This window comes from Pseudonocardia bannensis (assembly GCF_012911875.1).
Taxonomy (GTDB): domain Bacteria; phylum Actinomycetota; class Actinomycetes; order Mycobacteriales; family Pseudonocardiaceae; genus Pseudonocardia; species Pseudonocardia bannensis.
Genome location: NZ_JAAXKZ010000004.1, coordinates 14,678 through 34,961 on the forward strand (window position 1 = coordinate 14,678; position 20,284 = coordinate 34,961).

Here is a 20,284-nt window from a genome sequence, read left to right on the forward strand (position 1 = left end):
CGGGGTCTTCGGATGAGCACCGCCGGCGAGCATCACGACCACGACCGCGACGCCTGGTTGCGCGAGGGGCTGCTGGGCGCGCATCCACCGGCCGGCGAGTGGGACCGGCCCGGGGCGCATCCGGGGGCCGCCCGGGTGTCGATCTCCTTCACCGCGGACAGCGGCACCGAGCGGCGGGTCCGGGTGCCGGCCGGGGTCTCCGTGTTCGACGCGGCGAGCTGGAACGGCATCGCCATCGATTCCACCTGCGGCGGCCACGGCACGTGCAAGAAGTGCCGGGTCCGAGTGGTCGACGACGACGGCGCCGACCCACCGGTCTCCCGGCTGGACCCCCGGGCGTTCAGTCCCGACGAGCTACGCGCCGGGTGGCGGCTGGCCTGCCTGGCCCCGGCGAACACCGACATCCGGGTCGAGGTGCCACCTCTGGTCACCCGGCCGAAGGCCGCCACGGTCGGCGTCGGCCGGCAGGTGATCCTGCGTCCGGCGGTGCAGAAGCGCTTCGTCGAGCTCGCCGAGCCCACCCTCGCCGACCAGCAGACCGACCTCGAGCGGCTGCTCGCCGCCCTCGACGACCTGGACCTGCGCGTCGACCTGCACACGGTCCGCGCGCTGCCGCGGGTGCTGCGCGTGGCGGACTTCCGGGTGACGGCCGTCGTCGTGGACGACGTGCTGATCGACGTCGAGGCCGGCGACACCACCGACCGGAGCTTCGGCATCGCCTTCGACCTGGGCACGACGACCGTGGTGGCGACACTGCTCGACCTGTCGACCGGGACGCCACAGGCCGTCGGCTCGGTGCTCAACGCGCAGCAGCCCTTCGGCGCCGACGTGATCACCCGGATCAGCGCGACGATGCTCGACCCGGACTCGCTCGGGCGGCTCACCGAGCGGGCGCACGCGACCCTCGACGAGCTGGCCCAGGAGGTCTGCCGCGAGGCCCGCGTGGCGCCGGCGGAGGTCTACGAGATCGCGATGGCGGGCAACGCCACGATGACCCAGCTCGCACTGGGCATCGACCCGGAACCGGTCGGGGTGGCGCCGTTCGTGATGGCGGCGCGGTCGTTCCCCGAGGTGCGGGCCCGCGACATCGGCGTGCGGGTGCACCCGGGCGCCCGCGCCTACCTGTTCCCGGCGCTGGGCGCCTACGTCGGCGGCGACATCGTCGCGGGCATGCTGGCGTCCGGGATGGACCGCGACCGCCGGGTGCGGCTGTTCATCGACGTCGGCACCAACTGCGAGATCGTACTGAGCGACGGCGACCGGTTGCTGGCCACCGCCGCGCCCGCCGGTCCGGCCTTCGAGGGCGCGGCGATCCGGTGCGGGATGCGAGCGGCGCCGGGCGCGATCGAGGGCGTCACGATCGGCGACGAGGACGTCTCGCTGCAGGTGATCGGTGACGTCGAGCCGGCCGGGCTGTGCGGCTCCGGGCTCGTCGACGCGGTGGCCGCCCTGGTCGGCGCCGGTCTGGTCGACGGCACGGGACGGCTGGCGGACGGCACCGCCGTGCGGTCCCGGCGGCCGCGGCTCGGCGCGCGTCTGGCCAGCGTCGGTGAGGAACGGGTGTTCGTCCTGCGCTGGGCCGGGGACGAGGGCGATCTCGCCCGCGCGGTCTACCTCTCGCAGCGCGACATCCGCGAACTGCAGTTCGCCAAGGCCGCCATCGCCACGGGCTGGCGACTCCTCGTCGAGGAGATGGGGCTGGCGGCCCGGGACGTGCAGCAGGTGCTGCTGGCCGGCTCGTTCGGCAGTTACCTCTCCCCCGCCAGCGCGGTGCGCATCGGCCTGGTGCCGGAGGTGTCGGTGCTGCGGATCGTGAGCGCGGGCAACGTCGCCGGCGAGGGCGCGAAGATGGCGCTGCTGTCGATGCGCGAGCGCGCCGGGGCCCGGACCCTGCTGAAGGAGGTGCGCTACGTCGAGCTCTCGGACCGCCCCGACTTCAATGACCGGTTCATCGACCAGTTGGCCTTCCCCTCCTGAGCCGGGCCCGCCGCGCGTCGCGGTGGTGGCGTGCGGAGCGATCGCCCGGCACGTCGCCGACATCGCGGCGCGGCGCGGCTGGCCCGTGGACGTCCACCCGCTGCCGCCGCTGCTGCACAACCGGCCGTCGCGGATCGCGGCCGCCGTGTCGGCTCGGGTGGGTGAGCTGCGCGACCGGTACGCGGCGGTCGCGGTCGGCTTCGCCGACTGCGGCACGTACGGGGCGCTGCGTGAGGCGTGCACGGAGCTCGGCGTACCGATGCTGTCCGGCGCGCACTGCTACGACGTGTTCGCCGGCGCCCCGCGGCTGGCCCGTCTGCTCGACGACGAGCCCGGCACGTACGTGCTGACCGACTTCCTCGCCGCGTCGTTCGCGCACACGGTGATCGCCGAGCTGGGCCTGGACCGCCATCCCGAGCTGCGCGACGACTACTTCCGGCACTACCGCCGGGTGATGTGGCTGGCCCAGCACCCCACGCCCGGCCTGCGCGCGGCCGCCGAGGCGGCGGCTGCGGTCATCGGGCTGCCGCTGGAGGTCGTCGTGGTCGGAGACTCCGGCCTCGAACGCGACCTCGCGGGGCTGCTCGCGTCAGCGGCCGGACCGGGTTGAGCCGACATGTGCCGCCGATCGCCCGCACAGCTCGCCGAGCTGCCGCTGTCGCCACCGTTCGGCCTCGGCGACCTGGTTGAAGGTGAACAGGTGCAGGCCGACCACCCCGGAGCCGGGCCCGGCGAGCATGCGGGTCGTGCGCCGCAGCAGGCGTTCGGGCGAGTACCCACCCGGCCTGGCCAGCCGCGCGAACCACGAGGTGTGCGTGGTGAGGAACCTGGTCGACTCGCCGACGCCGATCCTGGTGGCCGTCGCGAGCAGCTTGGCGGTCTCCACGGGGCCGGCGACACCGAGCTGAACGGGCAGGATGACCCCGCGTCGGCGGATCCGCGCGATCCAGGTGGCGAGGGCCGCCGGGTCGAAGCACAGGTTGCTCACGATGTAGCCGGCGTGCACCCGCTTGTCCCACATGGCCTGCACGGTGAGGTCGTCGCCGATCGCGGGATGGCTCTCCGGGTACCCGGTGATGCCCACCCGCCGGAACGGACGGCCGGCCCTCGTCAGCTCGGCGAGGACGGGCAGCGCGGCGTCGTAGCGACCGGCGGGCGGGTCCGCGTCGCCGGCCGGCACGAAGACGTCCTCGACGCCGGCCCGGCACATCCGGTCGACGATCTCGGCGAGGTGGACCTCGTCCCGGATCAGCCGGGCGGACAGGTGTGGCACGGTGCGGTAGCCGTGTGCCCGCAGCCGCTCGGTCAGCGCGAGGGTCGCTTCCAGACCCTTTGCCGGCGAGGCGGTGACGGTGACCGTGAGGTGCCGCGGGACTGCCGCCAGCACCTTCTCCTCGATGCTCGGCGTGGGGATCACCTCGTAGCGCACCCGCGTCAGGAGGTCCGCCAGGACGCCCTCGTGCTCCGTGCGACTGCCCCGCATCGCTCACCTCGCCCCGATCGAGGGTCGCTGTTCGATGTTGCTTTCTCCGCAACCAGGTGCATGATAGGCAACATCGAGGCAGAAGTCACGTCGCTGCGATCCGTTCGTCCCTGCCTGCCGCCCCCGGGAGCTCATTGATGACCTTCCCCTCCGACCTGCAGATCGCCCGTTCCGCGGCCCTGAAGCCGCTGACCGACATCGCCGCCGAGATGGACATCGGCCCGCACCTGCTCGAGCCGTACGGCGAGCACGTCGCGAAGATCAAGCTGAAGGCGATCGACGAACTGGCCGACCGGCCGGCCGCGCGGTACGTGGTGGTCTCCGCGATCACTCCCACACCACTCGGCGAGGGCAAGACCACCACCACCGTCGGGCTCGGGCAGGCCATGCGGCGCATCGGCCGCCGCGCCACGGTCGCCATCCGCCAGCCGTCGATGGGGCCGACCTTCGGGATCAAGGGCGGCGCCGCCGGCGGCGGCTACTCCCAGGTCGTCCCGATGGAGACGCTGAACCTGCACCTGACCGGCGACTTCCACGCCGTCACCGCCGCCCACAACCTGCTCTCCGCGATCCTGGACAACCACCTGTTCCAGGGCAACGAGGCCGGCCTCGACCAGCACGCCATCACCTGGCGCCGCGTCCTCGACGTCAACGACCGGGTACTGCGCAACGTCATCGTCGGACTCGGCACCCACACCGACGGCATCCCCCGCCAGACCGGATTCGACATCACCGCGGCGTCCGAGGTGATGGCCATCCTCGCCCTGGCCCGCTCGCTGTCCGAGATGCGCCGACGACTCGGCCGCATCGTGATCGGTTACACCGACGACCGCAGACCGGTCACCGCCGAGGACATCGGCGGCGCCGGCGCCATGGCCGCCCTCCTCCGCGACGCCCTCAAGCCCAACCTGCTCCAGACGTGCGAGAACACCCCGGTCCTCGTGCACGCCGGCCCGTTCGGCAACATCGCCCACGGCAACTCCTCCGTGGTGGCCGACCTGATCGCCATCCACGCCGGCGACTACCTGGTCACCGAGGCCGGATTCGGCGCCGACATGGGCGCCGAACGCTTCTTCAACATCAAGTGCCGCGCGTCCGGCCTCACCCCGGACGCCGCTGTCGTCGTCGCCACCGTCCGCGCGCTCAAGGCGCACTCGGGCCGGCACCACATCGTGGCCGGCAAGCCCCTGCCCGAGGCGCTGTTCGCCGAGAACCCCGACCAGGTGCACGCCGGCGGGGCCAACCTGCGCAAGCAGATCGAGAACATCGGGCTGCACGGGGTGACCCCGGTGGTCGCGATCAACGCCTTCCCTGGTGACCACCCGTCCGAACATGCCGCCATCGCCGAGATCGCCGGATCGATGGGCGCCCGCGCCGCGGTGTGCACCCACTTCGCCGACGGTGGCGCCGGCGCCACCGAGCTGGCCGAGGCCGTCGCCGAGGCGGCACAGGAGCCGTCGGCCTTCCGGTACCTCTACCCCGACGACGCCCCTCTCCGGGACAAGATCGAGACGGTGGCCCGGCAGGTATACGGCGCCGACGGCGTCGACTACGACCTCGCCGCCGCCCGCCAGCTCGACGCCTACGAGCGCAACGGCTTCGGCCGGTTACCGGTGTGCATCGCCAAGACCCACCTGTCGATCTCGTCGGACCCCACGCTGAAAGGCGCCCCCACCGGCTGGCGGCTCCCGGTCCGCGAGGTCCGGGCCTCGGTCGGCGCCGGGTTCGTCTACCCCATCTGCGGCGACATGCGCACCATGCCCGGACTCGGCACCCGGCCCGCCGCGCACCGGATCGACATCGACGCCGAGGGCAACATCGTCAACCTGTCGTAGCCGGCGCAGAGCGCGCGATGAGCTACGAGAGGCGCAGATCTGCTGCGTTGTCAGCGCCCGAGCGTCACGCCGACGAGTCCGGCCCTGGCGTCGGCGGCTTGGACCGTGATCCTTCCGCGGTGCGAGACCTCTACCTGGTAGAAGGATGATCCGCCAGGCACGTTCAGCACGGTGATGGGGAAGGTGCAGCCGCCCTCGGCCGCGGAGCCCCGACCGAGATGGCCGGTGCCGACGACAGTCCCGGATGCGTCGTAGACGGTCACGGAGGTACCCAGGGTGATATCGCTGTAGCCTCCGCTGCCCTCGCACCCCGACACGGGGTCCTGGACCACGGTCCCGGTGAGCTCAAAGGTCCCACGCAACGCGAACGAAGGAGGGCGCGTCGGAGTCGGGGCGACCGGGGCCGCGGCAGGGGTAGGGCGTGCCACCGAGCCGGCGTCGGCGCCGGCTGAGCCGGCGATGGTCCAGGCAGCACCGACGATGCCTGCTCCGGCAGCCAAGCCGGCGAGGAAGATCCAGATCGGCCGCCAGGCCGCGCCGGCACGAGGCCCGCCACCGACAGAGGTGGGCGGACCAGGTGTGGCCGCAAAGGGCGGTCCGACGGGCTGACGCTGGGTCGGCACGACAGGAGGGCCGGCAGGCGGGGAACCGGCTCCACTCATCCAAGGGTGATTCGGACTGGTCACGATGTGCGCTCCGGCGTCGGTCCTCAACCGGAGTCCACCATGTGGCACCGGACGTTACAGCGTTCGCACCAAGCTGTCGCGCTACGTCGACGGCCCGTTACAGCAGCAAGGTCTTGTCTGCGGCGGGCGCGCCCGGCGCGATCGACGCTGGCAGTCCACGCGGATCGATCAGGGCTGCAGTTCGTCGAGCACGAGGGGAGCCTCGTCCAGGATCTCCCGAGCCAGGAATCCCAGCTGCGTGATCCGGGCTCCCAGCCGCTCCCCCGCCGTCGTGTGCACGTGGGCGCCCCAGCACGCCGCCTGCGCCGGTGAAGCGCCACGAGCCAGCAGCCCGGCCACCAGACCGGACAGCACGTCGCCGCTGCCCGACGTGCCGAGTCCGATGTGCCCGCTCTCGTCGACCCAGAGCCGGCCGTCGGGGTCCGCGATGTGGCCGAAGAGGGACACCACAGCGTCGTACTTCGCGGCGGCCGAGCGCGCCGCCTCCGCGAGGTCGTCGAGCTCGTGGCGGTCACGTTCGAGCAGCGCGGCCGCCTCCGCGACATTGGGGGTGAGGACGACGCGGCCGGCGACCGGGGCCACGGTCTCCGGCCGCAGGCCGCGCAGGGCGTAGGCGTCGAGGACGACCATCGCCTCCTGGCCCACCTTCTCGACCAACCGCGCGACCAGGCGCTGGGTCTCCTCGACGCCGAACAGACCGGGACCGATCAGGACGGCCTGCGCCGAACCGAGCAGGTCGGAGAGGAAGTCCACGGCCGTATCGGAGACGGAGCCCTTGTCCGTCTCGGGTACCGACAGGGCCAGGGCCTCCGGGACGTTGATCCCCACCGCGGTCGCCACCGATTCCGGCCCGGCCAACTGCAGGACGCCCGCCCCGACCCGCAGCGCACCGACGCCGGCGAGCAGGAGCGCGCCCGGCGTCCCGCGGCTGCCCCCGACGACCAGGACGGTTCCACGCGCGCTCTTGTCACCCCGCTCGGGCTCGGGCAGCGGCCAGCCGCGCAGGAAAGCCGGTGTGACGACCCGGCGATCAGGCGGGATCGGAGTGGACATCGGGCTCCGTCGTGGGTGAGGCACCGTGCTCGTCGAGCATCTCGGTGGCGTTGAACACGACGAGCCGCAGGCCGTCAGCGGCGTCGCGCTCGAAGATGGTCACGGAGCAGTTGGCCAGGGTGGTCGAGCGCGCGATCGTCATCAGCTCGGCCTCGGAAAGCCCCTCGACGATGTACCGGGTGAGCAGGATCGGCGCCTCGTGGGTGAACCACACGACCCGATCCCCGGTGAGGTCGAGACTCGCGTCGCCGAGCACCGAGCGCAACCGCAGCGCGACGTCGGCCCAGGACTCGCCTCCGGGCGGCCGGTAGTAGAACTTCCCCAGTCGGCGACGCCGGGCCGACTCGTCCGGATGCCGGGCCTCGATGCCGGCTTTCGTGTGCAGATCGAGCACGCCCAGCTCACGGTCGCGCAACCGTTCGTCCACGTACAGCGGCACCGCCCCCAGCGCAGCCGTCGCCTCGCGCGCGGTGTCCAGGGCCCGGCGGTACGGCGAGGACATGGCGGCGGTGGCCCGCTGGTCCGCGGGCAGGCCGGCCAGCCACTTCGCCAACGCGCTCGCCTGCCGTCGTCCCAGATCGGAGAGCGGCACGTCCGCATCCCGCTCGGCCAGGTCGAGCAGCTCGGCACCACCGCTCTCGGCCACCTCGCGAGCGACGTTGCCGGTGCTCTCGGCATGTCGCACGAGCCACAGAGCGGCGGGGCCATTCCGGCGCATGTCCAGGAGCTACCCGCGGGCAGGGCCTGGAAACCGGGCGCGACAGAGCTCCGTGGGTGCCGACAGGGCCCGTTCAGGGCCGTCGCCGGCCGAGCGTGAACCGCCCCCTCCGGTCCGCCGACCCGTCGAGGGCATCTACCAGGCGACCGCCCGCGTACCGGCTGTCGCCCCGCCTCGTCGGACGGATCGGCCTGCGCAGGAAGCAGGACGAGCTGAGCCTCGGCTACCTGGTCGACCTCGTCGAGGAGGTGCAGGTGGACATCGCCGCGCTCGACCGCACCGCGCCCGAACTGCCGTCGCTCGGCGTCGAGGAGGAGAGCCCGGAGTCGACCATCGTGTCGTTGTCCCGCTCCCCCTTCGACCGGGAGGAGGCGATGACCGGCACGAGCATCCGGGGCGTGCTGCACACGTTCTGATCGCCGGCGATCGCCAACCTGGCCGATCACCTCGAGGGCCGCCCACTCACGCCCCTGTGCGGTTGCACCTCCCGGCAGATGCGGGAGCAGGTCCTCATCGACACCCCGCCTGATTGAGCGCCTGGCGCCCGGTGTGGCTCGATATCGGCGCGCCGGGCATACCGGAGGGGATCCTCGCCGAGTGACGGCAGCGGTCGGGTGAGCGCCGGACCGGCCGTCCCGGGTGGATCCGTCGAGTACTCAGACCTCCTCGAGCGCCTCGCCCACGCCCTGGGCGAGGCGCCAGTGCTGCTGGTCGGCCAGCACATGCCCCGCAGCCACGGTCAGCGCGATCGGCCATTCCACGATCTCGAACACGGCGAGCAGCCCGAGCCCGGCGTAGAAGGCCAGCTTCTCGCGCGGCGGGAGGACCACCGAGCCCAGGACGGGCATCTCGACGACCGTCCCGACCTGCTTCTGGATCCTGTCGGTTCTCGACTCCACCATGAGCGCCGCCTCCAGCGGGCCATGATGCCCGCGGGTCGCGGCTCCTGGCTACCCACGTCGCGGGCGGCCGCCTGCCGAATAGACCGCTCCGACGCGGGTAGCCGCCTGGGTCCCCCATCCCCTGGACCCCCTGAGGAGGAGCGCGTGGCACTCAGCAACCCCGCGGACCTGTTCCTGTACGAGCTGTCCGCCTGCTACGACGCCGAGAACAAGGACACCCGGATGAAGGGTCAGATCGCGGGCCAGATCCGCGAGGGCACCCTGGCGCAGGAGCTGCGCAACGAGCAGACGAAGGGCCAGCAGAAGATCAAGAACCTGGACGCGTGCTTCCAGGCGCTGGGAGCCTCGCGGCAGGACGTGCCGTGCCTGGCCGTCGACGGCATGCAGTCGGAGTTCCAGCAGTTCATGGAGCAGCAGCCGGCGCCGGAGGTGTTCGAGATGTACACCGTCGGCGCCGCGTTGAAGCTCGCGGCGTTCCAGAGCGCGTCCTACAAGGGCCTGGTCGACAAGGCCATGCTCATGGGACAGACGCAGTGTGCACAGCTCCTGCAGACCAACCTGGTCCAGGTGGACGAGTCGGCGGGCCATTTCGAGCGGCTCGGCCACGAGGTCAGCCAGCAGACGCTCGTCGCACACTGACCGGTCGGCCACAGCGGCCTCGCCGGTGTCGGCACCTCTTCGGCGCCAGCACCGGCGAGTCCGTCTCAGCTCGATGTCGTGCGGACCGGCCGGGCGGCCTGTGGGCCGCGGATGGTACGGCGCCACACCTTCGCCCGGGAAGACCGCGAACGGCTCAACCGACCGTCCCGTGCGCGGCAGCCGCGATCGCAGGTTACGCCGTGCAGACGTGCCGGCCGCCGTTCGCAGATGCCCCACTCTCGGCCGCTTCCGGCGGACCGGGATGAGGGCCATCGTGGTCTCGTGCGTGACCGAAGGGCCCCATACACAGCCGATCAGCGCAGCTCAGCCTGCTACCGGCGGCACCGGACCCGACGGCGATGCAACGGTCCGGCCATGGGCTCGGAGCAACTGGCCGAAGGAGGCCCACGATGCAGGAGTTCGAGAGGGGCACGGTCCGGGCGAACCACCTGACGTTCGAGTACCTGGCGATGGGGGACGGTCCGCTCGCGCTGTGCGTCCACGGCTTCCCCGACTCGCCGTACACCTACCGTTACCTGCTCCCCGCGCTCGCCGACGCCGGGTTCCGGGCCGTGGCGCCGTTCAACCGCGGGTTCGCACCCACCCAACTCCCGGACGACCGCCACCACGTGCACACCAGCACGATGGTCACCGATCAGATCGCGTTGCACGAGGCACTCGGCGGCGATGCGGACGCGATCCTCATCGCGCACGACTGGGGCGCGGTCGGGGCGTGGGGAGCGGCCGGCAAAGAGCCGGACCGCTGGCGGCGCTGCGTCATCGTCAACATCCCGCCCTTCGCGATCTTCGGCGAGAACATCGTCAAGTACGACCAGATCAAGCGATCCTTCTACTTCTGGTACTTCCAGATGCAGCGGGTGTGCGAGGACGTGATCGCGACCGACGACTTCGCGTTCATCGACAACATCTGGTCGGACTGGTCCCCGGGCTACGACGCCACCGAGGACCTGCCGAAGGTCAAAGACTGTATACGCGAACCAGCGCACTTCCAGGCCGCGCTCGGCTACTACTGGGGCCAGTTCGATCCCACCCGGTTCGGCTCACCGGAGTGGGTGGCGGAGCAGGCGGCGGCATGGGGCTACGACATCACCCAGCCGACGCTCTACCTGCACGGCACCCAGGACGGTTGCCACGGCATGGACCAGGAGCAGGTGGACCGGGTGCCGCGGCACTGCGGCCCGCGGTCACAGTCCGAGCTGATCGAGGGCGTCGGCCATTTCATGCTCGTGGAACGCCCGACGGAGATCAACAAGCGGATCCTGGGGTTCTTGGACGCCGGAGGTTAGGGCCTCTGAAGCACGACGCACGCTCGCCGATGTGGAAGGGACCGAGCGCGACGCGCGACGGCAGGGCATGCGGCGGTCGGCCACGGACCGGTCTCCGTCGCGCCCATTGCGACCGCGTCCTCGATCGACGAACACAGCGAGCCGGCCGGCCGGCACCCGTCGCCCGGCACATCCTGACGGCGAGTGAAAGCGGTCCCCCGGTGGTAACCCGCACACGCCGGTGGCCCGGCCACCCCACGGGCGAAGGGATGTGGTGCAGATGATGACGGTCGTCACGCAGGTCACGCTCAAGACGGGCTGCGAGCCCGAGTGGGATGCCGCCATGCGGGAACGGCTGTCGTCCGCACGGGGGCGGCCCGGCTGGATCGGCGGGCAACTGCTCATCCCGCTCGACGCGCACAACAAGCGGGCAGTGATCGGGACCTGGGAGAGCCGGGCCGACTGGGAGGCCTGGCACGAGGACGAGACGTTCGCCGAGACCCGCAAGCGGATGGACGGCCTGCAGGAGGGCCGCAGCGAGATGGTCTGGTACGAGGTCATCGCCGAGGCGCGAGCCTGACGAAGTCGGGTCGGCACGGTGTCCGCGCCATCGACGTGCAGCCGTGGGCGGCACCGGCGCCACGAGGGCGGAAGCCCCCTCCGTTCCATCAGAAGCGGCAGGCGCCGACGCCGACCTCCTGCGTGCGGGCGATCGCGCCCTCGACACCGGGGCGAACCTGTTCAGCGGTGAGCGCGTAGCCGGTGCCGTTCTCCCCGGGGTCGGCGGCGAAGACGACGCCACCGACGAGGCCGTCGCTGGTGACGAAGGGCCCGCCCGAGTCCCCGCGTTCCACGGCAGCGGTGAGGACGAGGATCTCGCGTCGCACGCTGCCCTCCCCGTAGATGTCGCGTCCCACCGCCTCCATCCGGCCCTGCACGGTCGCCGGACGCACCACCATCTGCGACTGTCCGCCGGGGAACCCGAGGGTGGACCCCTCGCTCCCCCGCGTGGCGGGGGTGTCGGTCCAGCCGATCGCGGGCGCGGAGACGCCCGGAGCCGAGAGGACGGCGATGTCGAGCGCGGGGTCGAAGTGGATCGCGACCGCGGCGTGCTCGCCCGCGGCGTCACGAACGCGCAACTGGTCGAAGCCCGCGATCACGTGGGCGTTCGTGACGATGAACCCGGGCCGGGTGACGAACCCCGACCCCGCGCCGATCGTGGTGCCGCAGCCGAGCGCTCGGATCTGCACCGTGCTCGGCCGGCCGGCAGCGGCCGCTGCCCGCACCGCCTCGTCGGCCGCGGGTGGCGCGGGCTGCGCCGTGATCGCGCGGCCCGGGCCCGCGAACACCTGCGGAAAGCCCTGTTCGTCGAGGTAGGTGGCGATACGGCCGACGACGTCGGGGGGAGGCGGCAGCGCGTCGTCGAGGGCGCGGACGACCTGCGAGTTGCGCACCTGCTGCGCGAGGCCGGTGAACGGGCCCTGAGCCAGCGCGCCCGACAGCAACCAGACGACGAGCAGGAAGCCGAGAGCGCCGATCCCCACGCCCGCGACCCGGTCGGCCACACCCACCCCGAGGCCGTGCACGGCACGGTGCAGGCGCATGCCGATGCCCACACCGATGCCCTGGCCGACCAGGGCCGCGACGAGGAGCACGGCGAGGGTCAGGAACGCGCCCCCCGGACCCGGCCCGTCGACGAACAGACCGGCGATCCGCGGCGCCGCCCACACACCGACGAGCAACCCGAGCGCGAGACCACCGAACGCGGTGACCTGGGAGACCGCCCCCAGCCGCCACCCCCGCACCGACACGTAGAGGAGCAGCACCAAGAGCACGGCGTCCAGCACGTTCAGGTCGAGCCCACCGCTCTCCACACGGCTACCTTTCTCCTTTCCGCCCTGGTCAGGGGATCATGGGCGTGGTCTCCGGCTCCTCGTCCCGGCCGGGCCGCTCGACCGTCCGGACGAGGGCGTCCGGGACCCGGTGGTCCACTCCGTCGACCCTGGCCGATCTCGTTGAGAGAACTGCGCTGAACTCCCCGGGCTTCCCGGAGTTGGCCGGCCCCGTGATCCGCGGGACCGTCGTCGCGGCAGCAAGCTGCCGGATTTCGATCGGATACCGAGCGAGTGGCCGGAGCCGCGGGAAGACAACGAATTCGACTGCGGACGCACCGGCGACCTCCCACACCGGACACCCCGACGCCGAGCCACCTCGAAGCCGGGTTGACCGGATCCGGGAACCGGCGAATAATGATATTGATCAAATTGGAGGTAATGACATGCTGTGGTACTGCAGGTTCAAGTGGCACTCGCACACCACGGCCGAGGCGTTGCGACGCCGGATCCTCGAACAGGACGCCGCCGGCACGAACCATCCGGAGAGAATTCGGGGTTGGTACGATTTGGCCGGCGGCGGGGCAGGATTCATGCTGATAGAGACCGACGAACCGCGGGAACTCACAGATATGCTCCAACCGTATATGGACCTCCTCACCTGGGATGTGCACGCGGTCGCCGAGCAGCCGTCATACGAGGCAATAGTCGAATCATTCCGCCAGAAGGCCGCAGAAGGCGCCGACTGAGGCCGCACGCATCGGGTCGAGGCGGAACTGGCTGACGGCCGGGCCGCGGATCAGGGTCGAGCGCGAAACTCGGGTGAGAACGCCGCAGGTGCCGCTGCCCTCAACCACGGCCGATGAACGGCATGGTCGTGGCGGTGATCGTCAGGAATTGCACGTTCGCCTCGACCGGCAACCCGGCCATGTAGAGCACGGCGTCGGCCACGTGCCGGGCATCGAACGTGGGCTCGGGGACGATGCGGCCGTCGGCCTGCCGCGCGCCACCGGCGATACCGGCGGTCATCTCGGTGGCGGCGTTGCCGATGTCGATCTGCCCGCAGGCGATGCGGTAGGGCCTCCCGTCGAGCGACAGCGACTTGGTCAGCCCCGTCATCGCGTGCTTGGTCGCGGTGTATGCGGCACTGCCCGGCCGCGGCGCGTGCGCGGAGATCGAACCGTTGTTGATGATGCGCCCGCCCTGCGGCTCCTGCGCCCGCATCGCCGCGAACGCCTCGCGGGCGCACAGGAACGCGCCGGTGAGGTTGGTGTCGACGGTGGCCCGCCACGCGTCCACCTCGATCTCGTCGACCGTGCCGGACGGTCCGAACGTGCCGGCGTTGTTGAACAGCAGGTCGACCCGGCCCCACTCCCGGCGCGCCGTGGCGAAGAGTGCCGCCACCGACGCCGAATCGGCCACGTCGGTCGGGATCACCAGCGCGGCCGGATCGTCCGCCGCCGTCTCGTACAGCGCGTCCTTCCGCCGCCCGGCCAGCGCCACGCGGTACCCGGCGCTCAGCAGCGCCTGCGCCACGGTCCGTCCGATGCCCGACCCCGCGCCGGTCACGACGGCCACCTGCGACTGCTGAGGGTTCGCGTCCACGCCACCACCCTGCACGACGGCCGCCCCGGCGCAAGCCTCCCGAGAGTGGGGGTCGGCCGCCGGCCGGCGGAATCCGACGGCTGCTCGGGTAGCAGGGCCCTGCCGGTCCCGGCCGAGCCCCTGCCGCCGGGCTCAGCTACCCGACTCGTACTTGAACGAGATGGCCAGGCGGACCCGGTAGCCGGTGATCTGGCCGTTCTCGATCGTGACGTCCTGGCGGACCACTTCGGCGACGCGGAGTTCGCGCACTGTCTCCGCAGCCGTCTCGACCGCGCTGCGCGCGGCCGCCTCCCACGACTCGTTGCTCACTCCGATGACTTCGGTGACGCGGTAGACGCTCATCCGCTCGCTCCTGCTGGTGGCACGTGGGCCCGGCGGTACGGCCGGCCGACGAGAGCTCGCGAGGCCGCGACGCCCCGCACCCCTACTCGCGGTGGGCGTGAGATGCGTTACACAAAGCTGCGCGGGGCCGTCGAGCGCTCGCCCCAGAAGTCGCCGTGTTCGTCAATCGGCAGAGCGTGACGTCATCGAGGACATCGTCTCCGGTGAGGTCGCCTGCGGGGCGTCCGGCAACAAGGGCGTGTGAGATTAGTTCGTAACTGCGGCCGTCGTGGTCAAGCATGAAGGCCCCTAGGCCGACGGGTGGGTCCTCCAATCCGGTCAACGTCTGCAGGCGCGTCCCCATCATGCTGCGTACCTGCATGCTTGTACACGAATTCCAGGTGCTCGCACGCGCATCTTTCGTCGATCGAGAGACCGGAAGGCGGCGGATCGCCGCGCACTGGAGCGCTGCCGTGCGAGACGAATCGCGTGTATCCACGACACCTCATGAGCACTACTCAGGCTCGGCGATGCGGGCGGGGTCCCAGCCGGTAGTGGTCGGCTTGCCGGAGAACCCGCAGCCCGGCATCGACGGGATCACCAGATGGAAAGCGTCCTCTGCGCGGCCGCCGTGTGCCGTCGGCCGGTGAGCGGACCGACGACCTCGAGCAGCTCGATGATCGAGCCGGGCATCCGTGCATGACGATGAGCGGCAACGCATGTTCATGTTCCGAACGAACATGAACGAAATGAATGTCCACCCCGTCGATCTCGGTCATGAACTGCGGCAGGGCATTGAGTTCTGCCTCGCACTCGCGCCAGTCGTAATCTGCGACAATAGCGCGCGAGTTCCTGAATCGTCGCGAGCTGCAGGCCTTGCGACGCATCCGTGACCGTCTCCCGTTCAGGCCACTGCGTCGCTTCTGTGCGCCTGCGCAATCCGGCCGGGTCCGCTTCCGGAACAGTACCAGCGGCACCGTCACCGTCGGCGCTTCTGGGACCAGAGCCAGCCCGGTCCGGGCCCTCGGGGGGCACCAGGGCCGGCTGGCCTCTCCCGACACGTGGGGAGCCGGGATGATCGACGACTCCGTCGATGACTTCCAGCGTCGAGCCCCTCGGCCTCACAGCCGGCGCCCGAACGCGAGCCGGGAGCCGGGCTGTTCATCCGAGGCCGCCGTGGCGCCGGGCTTCCCGACCCGGGCTCGTCCAGGCCTTCGCTACACCGACCGGCCGTTCCGGCACCCACGTTCAGCGCAAGATGCTCCTGGCTTGCCCCTGGTCAAGGAGGATCGGGCACGAGGTCCGCCTCACCGGGCGGGTACCGGTCCTCCTACAGGCTCGGACCAGGCCGTTCGGTGGTGGGCGGCACTGGGATCGAACCAGTGACCTCTTCTGCGTGAAGCACTCGGCCGAAGGAGCGGACAGACGAGAACGCGCAGGTCAGCAGCCGATCGTCCTCCGTGAACGTACGTGCCACGGTGCCCGCGGATGGCCCGGTCGTCACGCAGTTGGACACTCGGTTCGCCGGCTCGCCAAGCACGTGCCGGCCCGCTGCATGAGGCGCCTCTACCTGCCACCAATCAATGCACGGCGTGAGTGACGATCGACGTCAGCGCGAGCCCGGCCCATCCACGAGCTACGGGTTGCGCCTGCGCATTGACGACCACGGTGCCGTCACGGCGCGACGCGTAGATGCACCACCGGTGTAGCGGACCGTCCGATAGCTACCCTGCTCGCGCGACAGCTCGGTGACGTTGCCGGTGCCGCTGCCATCAAGGAGATGCTTCAGGGCCCGCCTTGAACAAGCCGGTGAACTCGTGGCGATCACGTTTCGGGAGGCTCCGCATGAGGTCGAGCAGCATCCCGATGATCGACTGGACTGCCTTCCACTGCTGGCATTGCTGTGGACAAACGACCGCATTCACTCGATAAGGTCGAGTGCCGGCAACTAATACTTGATTGGTTCAAGAACCTGCGCCACACTTCGGAGCGTGCCAACGACGTCGCACTTCGAGGGCATGCTGCGCGGGGTCGGTCTGCGTGTGACGCGCCCGCGGGTAGCGGTGCTGTCCGCGGTGCACGCCCATCCGCACGCCGACACGGCCTCGATCATCGGTGCCGTTCGCGAGAATCTCGGCGAGGTGTCCCACCAGGCCGTCTACGACGTGTTGCACGCGTTGACCGCCGCGGGCCTGGTGCGGTGCATCCAGCCGCCGGGCTCCGTGGCGCGTTACGAGTCGCGGGTCGGGGACAACCACCACCACGTCGTGTGCCGGTCGTGCGGCGCAATCACGGATGTCGACTGCGCGGTCGGCTATACCCCCTGCCTGACGGCCGCCGACGACTCGGGCTACGAGATCGACGAAGCCGAGGTCATCTACTGGGGCCGATGTCCTGAGTGTGTCGCAGCAACTTCTGCCGGGTCCGGCGGCTGATTGCAACCACGCAGCGCTCGCCACCAGCAGAGCAACGCAGCCTCGGATCCAGCGCAACCAATCAGTAGCTACCAGCCATCCGAAGAATCAGCGAGACAGGAGAAGGACCGACGTGTCTGAGAGCGTCAGCGAAAGCGAGAACCCGGCAATCCCCTCCCCGACTCCCACGTCGACTCGGCCCAGGTCGAACCGGGACTGGTGGCCGAACCAGCTGGAACTTCAGGTTCTCAACCAGCACTCGCCCCGGTCCAACCCGATGGGCGAGGACTTCAACTACGCCGAGGAGTTCAAGACCCTCGACGTCGAAGCGCTGAAGCGCGACCTCGTCGAGGTGATGAGGACCTCGCAGGACTGGTGGCCGGCCGACTACGGGCACTACGGGCCACTGTTCATCCGGATGAGTTGGCACGCCGCGGGGACGTACCGCATCCACGATGGCCGGGGCGGTGGCGGCCAGGGTGCGCAGCGCTTCGCCCCCCTCAACAGCTGGCCCGACAACGCGAGCCTCGACAAGGCGCGCCGGCTGCTCTGGCCGGTCAAGGAGAAGTACGGCCGGAAGATCTCCTGGGCCGACCTGCTGGTCCTCGCCGGCAACGTGGCCCTCGAAGACATGGGGTTCGAGACGTTCGGCTTCGCCTTCGGCCGGGAGGACATCTGGGAGCCCGAGGAGATCTTCTGGGGCCCTGAGGACACGTGGCTCGGAGATGAGCGCTACAGCGGCGACCGGGAGCTCGCCGAACCTTTCGGCGCCGTGCAGATGGGCCTGATCTATGTGAACCCGGAGGGGCCGAACGGCAACCCGGACCCGCTCGCGTCGGCCCGCGACATCCGGGAAACCTTCGGCCGGATGGCGATGAACGACGAGGAGACGGCCGCGCTCATCATCGGCGGCCACACGTTCGGCAAGTGCCATGGCGCGGTCGACCCCAGCTACGTCGGCCCGGAGCCCGAGGGCTGCCCGGTCGAGCACCAGGGTCTCGGCTGGAAGAACACCTTCGGCACCGGCGTGGGCGTCCACGCGATCACCAGCGGACTCGAGGGCGCCTGGACCAACGAGCCGACGAAGTGGGACAACGGGTACCTGGAGAACCTCTACAAGTACGACTGGGAGCTGACGGAGAGCCCCGCCGGCGCGAAGCAGTGGACGCCGAAGAATCCCGAGGCCCAGGGCACGGTGCCGGATGCCCACGACCCGTCGCAGCGGCACGCCCCGATGATGCTGACGTCGGACATCGCGCTGAAGGTGGACCCGATCTACGGGCCGATCACGAAGCGCTTCTACGAGAACCCGGACCAGCTCGCGGACGCGTTCGCCAAGGCGTGGTACAAGCTGCTGCACCGCGACATGGGACCCGTCTCGCGCTACCTCGGCCCGTGGGTTCCGGAGCCGCAGATCTGGCAGGACCCCGTCCCCCCGGTGGACCACGAACTGATCGGGGACGCGGACATCGCTGCCCTCAAGCAGAAGGTCCTCGCGTCGGGCCTGTCCGTCTCCCAGTTGGTCTCCACCGCCTGGGCGTCGGCGGCCAGCTTCCGCGGCACCGACAAGCGTGGCGGGGCCAACGGGGCGCGGATCCGCCTCGCGCCGCAGAAGGATTGGGAGGCCAACAACCCGGCCGAGCTGGACAAGGTGCTGCAGACCCTTGAGCAGATCCAGCAGAACTTCAACAGCTCGCAGTCCGACGGGAAGAAGGTCTCGCTCGCCGACCTGATCGTCCTGGCCGGGTGCGCGGGCGTCGAGAAGGCGGCGAAGGACGCCGGACACGACATCACGGTCCCGTTCACGCCGGGGCGCACCGACGCCTCGCAGGAGCAGACCGACGTGGAGTCGTTCGCCGTGCTGGAGCCGAAGGCAGACGGATTCCGCAACTACCTCCGGGCCGGCGTGAAGCTGCCGGCGGAGACCCTGCTGGTGGATCGGGCGTACATGCTGAACCTCAGCGCTCCCGAGATGACGGTCCTGGTCGGCGGCATGCGGGCCCTGAACGCCAACTCCGGGCAGACCCAGCACGGCGTCTTCACCGACCGGCCCGAGACGTTGACCAACGACTTCTTCAGGAACCTGCTCAGCATGGGCACCGAGTGGAAGGTCTCCGAGGCGGAGAACGTGTACGAGGGTCGGGACCGCGCCACGGGCGAGGTCAAATGGACTGCCACCGCCGTCGACCTCGTCTTCGGCTCGAACTCCCAGCTGCGTGCCATCGCGGAGGTCTACGCGTGCGCCGACGCGAAGGAGAAGTTCGTGCGTGACTTCGTGGCCGCGTGGGACAAGGTCATGAACCTCGACCGGTTCGACCTCGCCTGATCCCGATGTCCAGGTCGGCCGCTCGCCGGCCGACCTGGACATCCTCGGCCGGATGCCCCTTCCCCTTCCATCCCGTCACCGGACGAACCCCCTGCGGGCAGATGCCGACGCCACGCCGGCCTCGACGGCAGCGACGCGCTCAAGCGCCTGGGCGACAGCCTCGACGGCCCGCAAATTGCGGTGACAGCCGTGCCCGAGCTGTTCGCTCCGGGTTTGCTCCGCCCACGCGAGGTGTCCGAGCGCCATCCCGAAGACCTCTCCGCCCGGCGAGGCATGCGCGATTGGCTGCCAGGCTCTTACCGAATGACGAGCGACCAGGGCCGCGGACCTCGCCCCCGTCCCGGCGATCGGTCAGCGCCGGACGTAGGCCGAGCCGATGGTGCCGATCACGAAGCCGTTGCCGTCCGTTTCCTGGAGCGTCGCGGAGGCATCGTCCAGCAGCCGGGAGCACTTCGAGAGCTTCACCGTCGCCGAGGACGTGACCCGGTTCGTACCGGTGGTGAAGGACAGCGAGCGGATCGCGAAGTTGGACCCACACGTCGCGCTGCCGGTGCTCGCCACGAGCCGGCCGGTGAACGGACGTGTCGCGGTGAGGTTGATCGTGACGGTCGTTGCGGCGCGTGGATCCTTGGTGTCGAAGTCCGCGTGCAGCGCCAGGGTGCCTGAGCTGATCGCGGACGGGTAGTTCAGCGGTGACGTCGCGGTGCGGACCTCGCCGGCGTGGGCGGGCGCCGCCAGGACGGTGAGCAGGGCGAGCGCCATGGCCACGCAAGCCGCGGCCATCCGCGAAACGTGGTGGCTCGTCGTAGTCGCCATGGCTTCTCCTCAGCAGGGTCGATCGCGGCCCGACGCTACGAGCGGGGTACTGAGTGGTCCACTGTCCATACGTCCTACGACCCACTGAATCGGCGCGGGCGGCCGGGACCGTTGAGCTTGGTGCCTGACACCGGGGGCACAACCGGGCCGATCCCGCCGATTTTCAGCAGCGCCCGAGGCCCGCTGTCGCCTTCGAAGACCGCGGCGCTCTGCGCATCCAAGTCGATGATCTCGGCCCTGAAGGTATCGACCAGCCCACAGCTGCGAGTCCAGCTGCAACCGAGTCGCCTCGGGCTGCACCGGCGCCGCCAGCCGGCGACGTTCGGTTTGACATGAGTCCCCCTCCTCCGCCCGGGGGAACCCACGAGAAGCAGAGGCGGCTCTGTTGCGT

General features: G+C 70.6%; 20 protein-coding genes. 10 read left to right on the forward strand and 10 right to left on the reverse strand.

Annotated features, from left to right (window positions below; all coding sequences use genetic code 11):
* Nucleotides 1-12 precede the first annotated feature (12 nt).
* Both HF519_RS01910 and HF519_RS01915 read left to right on the forward strand, forming a co-directional pair.
* Nucleotides 13-1,977: an ASKHA domain-containing protein gene (locus tag HF519_RS01910; protein ID WP_169409870.1), complete on the forward strand. Its 1,965-nt coding sequence runs from the start codon at nt 13-15 to the stop codon at nt 1,975-1,977.
* A 25-nt stretch (nt 1,978-2,002) separates the two neighbouring features.
* Nucleotides 2,003-2,587: a DUF1638 domain-containing protein gene (locus HF519_RS01915; protein ID WP_211169408.1), complete on the forward strand. Its 585-nt coding sequence runs from the start codon at nt 2,003-2,005 to the stop codon at nt 2,585-2,587.
* Here HF519_RS01915 and HF519_RS01920 read toward each other — a convergent pair.
* On the reverse strand, nt 2,567-3,460 hold the full coding sequence (locus HF519_RS01920) for a methylenetetrahydrofolate reductase (protein WP_169409872.1): 894 nt from the start codon (nt 3,458-3,460) through the stop codon (nt 2,567-2,569). The two genes, HF519_RS01915 and HF519_RS01920, sit on opposite strands and share 21 nt — an antisense overlap.
* A 137-nt stretch (nt 3,461-3,597) precedes the next feature.
* Between HF519_RS01920 and HF519_RS01925 the strand changes: the two genes are divergently transcribed.
* Nucleotides 3,598-5,295, forward strand: a complete 1,698-nt coding sequence (locus HF519_RS01925; RefSeq protein WP_169409873.1) for a formate--tetrahydrofolate ligase — start codon at nt 3,598-3,600, stop codon at nt 5,293-5,295.
* 50 nt (nt 5,296-5,345) lie between these two features.
* Here HF519_RS01925 and HF519_RS01930 read toward each other — a convergent pair whose 3' ends face one another.
* The 3 genes from HF519_RS01930 to HF519_RS01940 form a co-directional block, all read right to left on the reverse strand.
* The gene (locus HF519_RS01930; RefSeq protein WP_211169409.1) at nt 5,346-5,627 is read right to left on the reverse strand and encodes a hypothetical protein; all 282 of its coding nucleotides are present in this window, start codon (nt 5,625-5,627) and stop codon (nt 5,346-5,348) included.
* A gap of 522 nt (nt 5,628-6,149) precedes the next feature.
* Nucleotides 6,150-7,034 carry an NAD(P)H-hydrate dehydratase gene (locus HF519_RS01935; protein WP_169409875.1) on the reverse strand — a complete coding sequence of 295 codons (885 nt, stop codon included), beginning with the start codon at nt 7,032-7,034 and terminating at the stop codon, nt 6,150-6,152.
* Nucleotides 7,012-7,752, reverse strand: coding sequence for a histidine phosphatase family protein (locus HF519_RS01940; protein WP_169409876.1), 741 nt, complete (start codon nt 7,750-7,752; stop codon nt 7,012-7,014). Before HF519_RS01940 ends, HF519_RS01935 begins: the two co-directional genes overlap by 23 nt.
* 95 nt (nt 7,753-7,847) lie before the next feature.
* Here HF519_RS01940 and HF519_RS33475 point away from each other — a divergent pair, with 95 nt between their 5' ends.
* Nucleotides 7,848-8,168, forward strand: coding sequence for a hypothetical protein (locus HF519_RS33475; protein ID WP_438826372.1), 321 nt, complete (start codon nt 7,848-7,850; stop codon nt 8,166-8,168).
* A 240-nt stretch (nt 8,169-8,408) separates the two neighbouring features.
* Here the strand turns inward: HF519_RS33475 and HF519_RS01950 are convergent, their stop codons facing one another.
* Nucleotides 8,409-8,654 carry a hypothetical protein gene (locus HF519_RS01950; protein WP_169409877.1) on the reverse strand — a complete coding sequence of 82 codons (246 nt, stop codon included), beginning with the start codon at nt 8,652-8,654 and terminating at the stop codon, nt 8,409-8,411.
* Nucleotides 8,655-8,798: 144 nt separating this feature from the next.
* On the opposite strand from HF519_RS01950, the gene HF519_RS01955 reads away from it, so the two are divergent.
* The 3 genes from HF519_RS01955 (at nt 8,799) to HF519_RS01965 (ending at nt 11,159) form a co-directional block, all read left to right on the forward strand.
* On the forward strand, nt 8,799-9,293 hold the full coding sequence (locus tag HF519_RS01955; protein ID WP_169409878.1) for a YciE/YciF ferroxidase family protein: 495 nt from the start codon (nt 8,799-8,801) through the stop codon (nt 9,291-9,293).
* A 410-nt stretch (nt 9,294-9,703) separates the two neighbouring features.
* Nucleotides 9,704-10,600, forward strand: coding sequence for an alpha/beta fold hydrolase (locus tag HF519_RS01960; protein ID WP_211169410.1), 897 nt, complete (start codon nt 9,704-9,706; stop codon nt 10,598-10,600).
* A 259-nt stretch (nt 10,601-10,859) separates the two neighbouring features.
* The gene (locus HF519_RS01965; RefSeq protein WP_169409880.1) at nt 10,860-11,159 is read left to right on the forward strand and encodes an antibiotic biosynthesis monooxygenase family protein; all 300 of its coding nucleotides are present in this window, start codon (nt 10,860-10,862) and stop codon (nt 11,157-11,159) included.
* Between the two features lie 88 nt (nt 11,160-11,247).
* On the opposite strand, the gene HF519_RS01970 is transcribed toward HF519_RS01965, so the two are convergent.
* Nucleotides 11,248-12,453 carry a MarP family serine protease gene (locus tag HF519_RS01970; protein WP_169409881.1) on the reverse strand — a complete coding sequence of 402 codons (1,206 nt, stop codon included), beginning with the start codon at nt 12,451-12,453 and terminating at the stop codon, nt 11,248-11,250.
* Nucleotides 12,454-12,857: 404 nt separating this feature from the next.
* Between HF519_RS01970 and HF519_RS01975 the strand changes: the two genes are divergently transcribed.
* Nucleotides 12,858-13,160 carry a DUF3303 domain-containing protein gene (locus tag HF519_RS01975; RefSeq protein WP_169409882.1) on the forward strand — a complete coding sequence of 101 codons (303 nt, stop codon included), beginning with the start codon at nt 12,858-12,860 and terminating at the stop codon, nt 13,158-13,160.
* 100 nt (nt 13,161-13,260) lie between these two features.
* Here the strand turns inward: HF519_RS01975 and HF519_RS01980 are convergent, their stop codons facing one another.
* The 3 genes from HF519_RS01980 to HF519_RS30825 all read right to left on the reverse strand — a co-directional run bounded on the left by HF519_RS01980 (nt 13,261) and on the right by HF519_RS30825 (nt 15,224).
* Nucleotides 13,261-14,016: an SDR family oxidoreductase gene (locus tag HF519_RS01980; RefSeq protein ID WP_169409883.1), complete on the reverse strand. Its 756-nt coding sequence runs from the start codon at nt 14,014-14,016 to the stop codon at nt 13,261-13,263.
* A 132-nt stretch (nt 14,017-14,148) separates the two neighbouring features.
* The gene (locus HF519_RS01985; protein ID WP_169409884.1) at nt 14,149-14,358 is read right to left on the reverse strand and encodes a dodecin family protein; all 210 of its coding nucleotides are present in this window, start codon (nt 14,356-14,358) and stop codon (nt 14,149-14,151) included.
* A 497-nt stretch (nt 14,359-14,855) separates the two neighbouring features.
* The gene (locus HF519_RS30825; protein WP_312859843.1) at nt 14,856-15,224 is read right to left on the reverse strand and encodes an epoxide hydrolase N-terminal domain-containing protein; all 369 of its coding nucleotides are present in this window, start codon (nt 15,222-15,224) and stop codon (nt 14,856-14,858) included.
* A 1,104-nt stretch (nt 15,225-16,328) separates the two neighbouring features.
* On the opposite strand from HF519_RS30825, the gene HF519_RS01995 reads away from it, so the two are divergent.
* Both HF519_RS01995 and katG read left to right on the forward strand, forming a co-directional pair.
* The gene (locus HF519_RS01995; protein WP_169409885.1) at nt 16,329-16,772 is read left to right on the forward strand and encodes a Fur family transcriptional regulator; all 444 of its coding nucleotides are present in this window, start codon (nt 16,329-16,331) and stop codon (nt 16,770-16,772) included.
* Between the two features lie 112 nt (nt 16,773-16,884).
* Nucleotides 16,885-19,077, forward strand: coding sequence for a catalase/peroxidase HPI (katG, locus tag HF519_RS02000; RefSeq protein ID WP_169409886.1), 2,193 nt, complete (start codon nt 16,885-16,887; stop codon nt 19,075-19,077).
* A gap of 351 nt (nt 19,078-19,428) precedes the next feature.
* Here katG and HF519_RS02005 read toward each other — a convergent pair whose 3' ends face one another.
* A complete protein-coding gene (locus HF519_RS02005; protein ID WP_169409887.1) occupies nt 19,429-19,893 on the reverse strand; it encodes a hypothetical protein in 465 nt (154 codons plus the stop codon).
* Nucleotides 19,894-20,284 lie beyond the last annotated feature (391 nt).

What these genes read in the sequence shown, in the direction of transcription:
- HF519_RS01910 (WP_169409870.1), top strand. Translation starts at nt 13, where the DNA reads ATGAGCACCGCCGGCGAGCATCACGACCACGACCGCGACGCCTGGTTG.
- HF519_RS01920 (WP_169409872.1), bottom strand. Translation starts at nt 3,460, where the DNA reads ATGCGGGGCAGTCGCACGGAGCACGAGGGCGTCCTGGCGGACCTCCTG.
- HF519_RS01925 (WP_169409873.1), top strand. Translation starts at nt 3,598, where the DNA reads ATGACCTTCCCCTCCGACCTGCAGATCGCCCGTTCCGCGGCCCTGAAG.
- HF519_RS01935 (WP_169409875.1), bottom strand. Translation starts at nt 7,034, where the DNA reads ATGTCCACTCCGATCCCGCCTGATCGCCGGGTCGTCACACCGGCTTTC.
- HF519_RS01940 (WP_169409876.1), bottom strand. Translation starts at nt 7,752, where the DNA reads ATGCGCCGGAATGGCCCCGCCGCTCTGTGGCTCGTGCGACATGCCGAG.
- HF519_RS01950 (WP_169409877.1), bottom strand. Translation starts at nt 8,654, where the DNA reads ATGGTGGAGTCGAGAACCGACAGGATCCAGAAGCAGGTCGGGACGGTC.
- HF519_RS01960 (WP_211169410.1), top strand. Translation starts at nt 9,704, where the DNA reads ATGCAGGAGTTCGAGAGGGGCACGGTCCGGGCGAACCACCTGACGTTC.
- HF519_RS01965 (WP_169409880.1), top strand. Translation starts at nt 10,860, where the DNA reads ATGATGACGGTCGTCACGCAGGTCACGCTCAAGACGGGCTGCGAGCCC.
- HF519_RS01975 (WP_169409882.1), top strand. Translation starts at nt 12,858, where the DNA reads ATGCTGTGGTACTGCAGGTTCAAGTGGCACTCGCACACCACGGCCGAG.
- HF519_RS01985 (WP_169409884.1), bottom strand. Translation starts at nt 14,358, where the DNA reads ATGAGCGTCTACCGCGTCACCGAAGTCATCGGAGTGAGCAACGAGTCG.
- HF519_RS30825 (WP_312859843.1), bottom strand. Translation starts at nt 15,224, where the DNA reads ATGCGTCGCAAGGCCTGCAGCTCGCGACGATTCAGGAACTCGCGCGCT.
- HF519_RS02005 (WP_169409887.1), bottom strand. Translation starts at nt 19,893, where the DNA reads ATGGCGACTACGACGAGCCACCACGTTTCGCGGATGGCCGCGGCTTGC.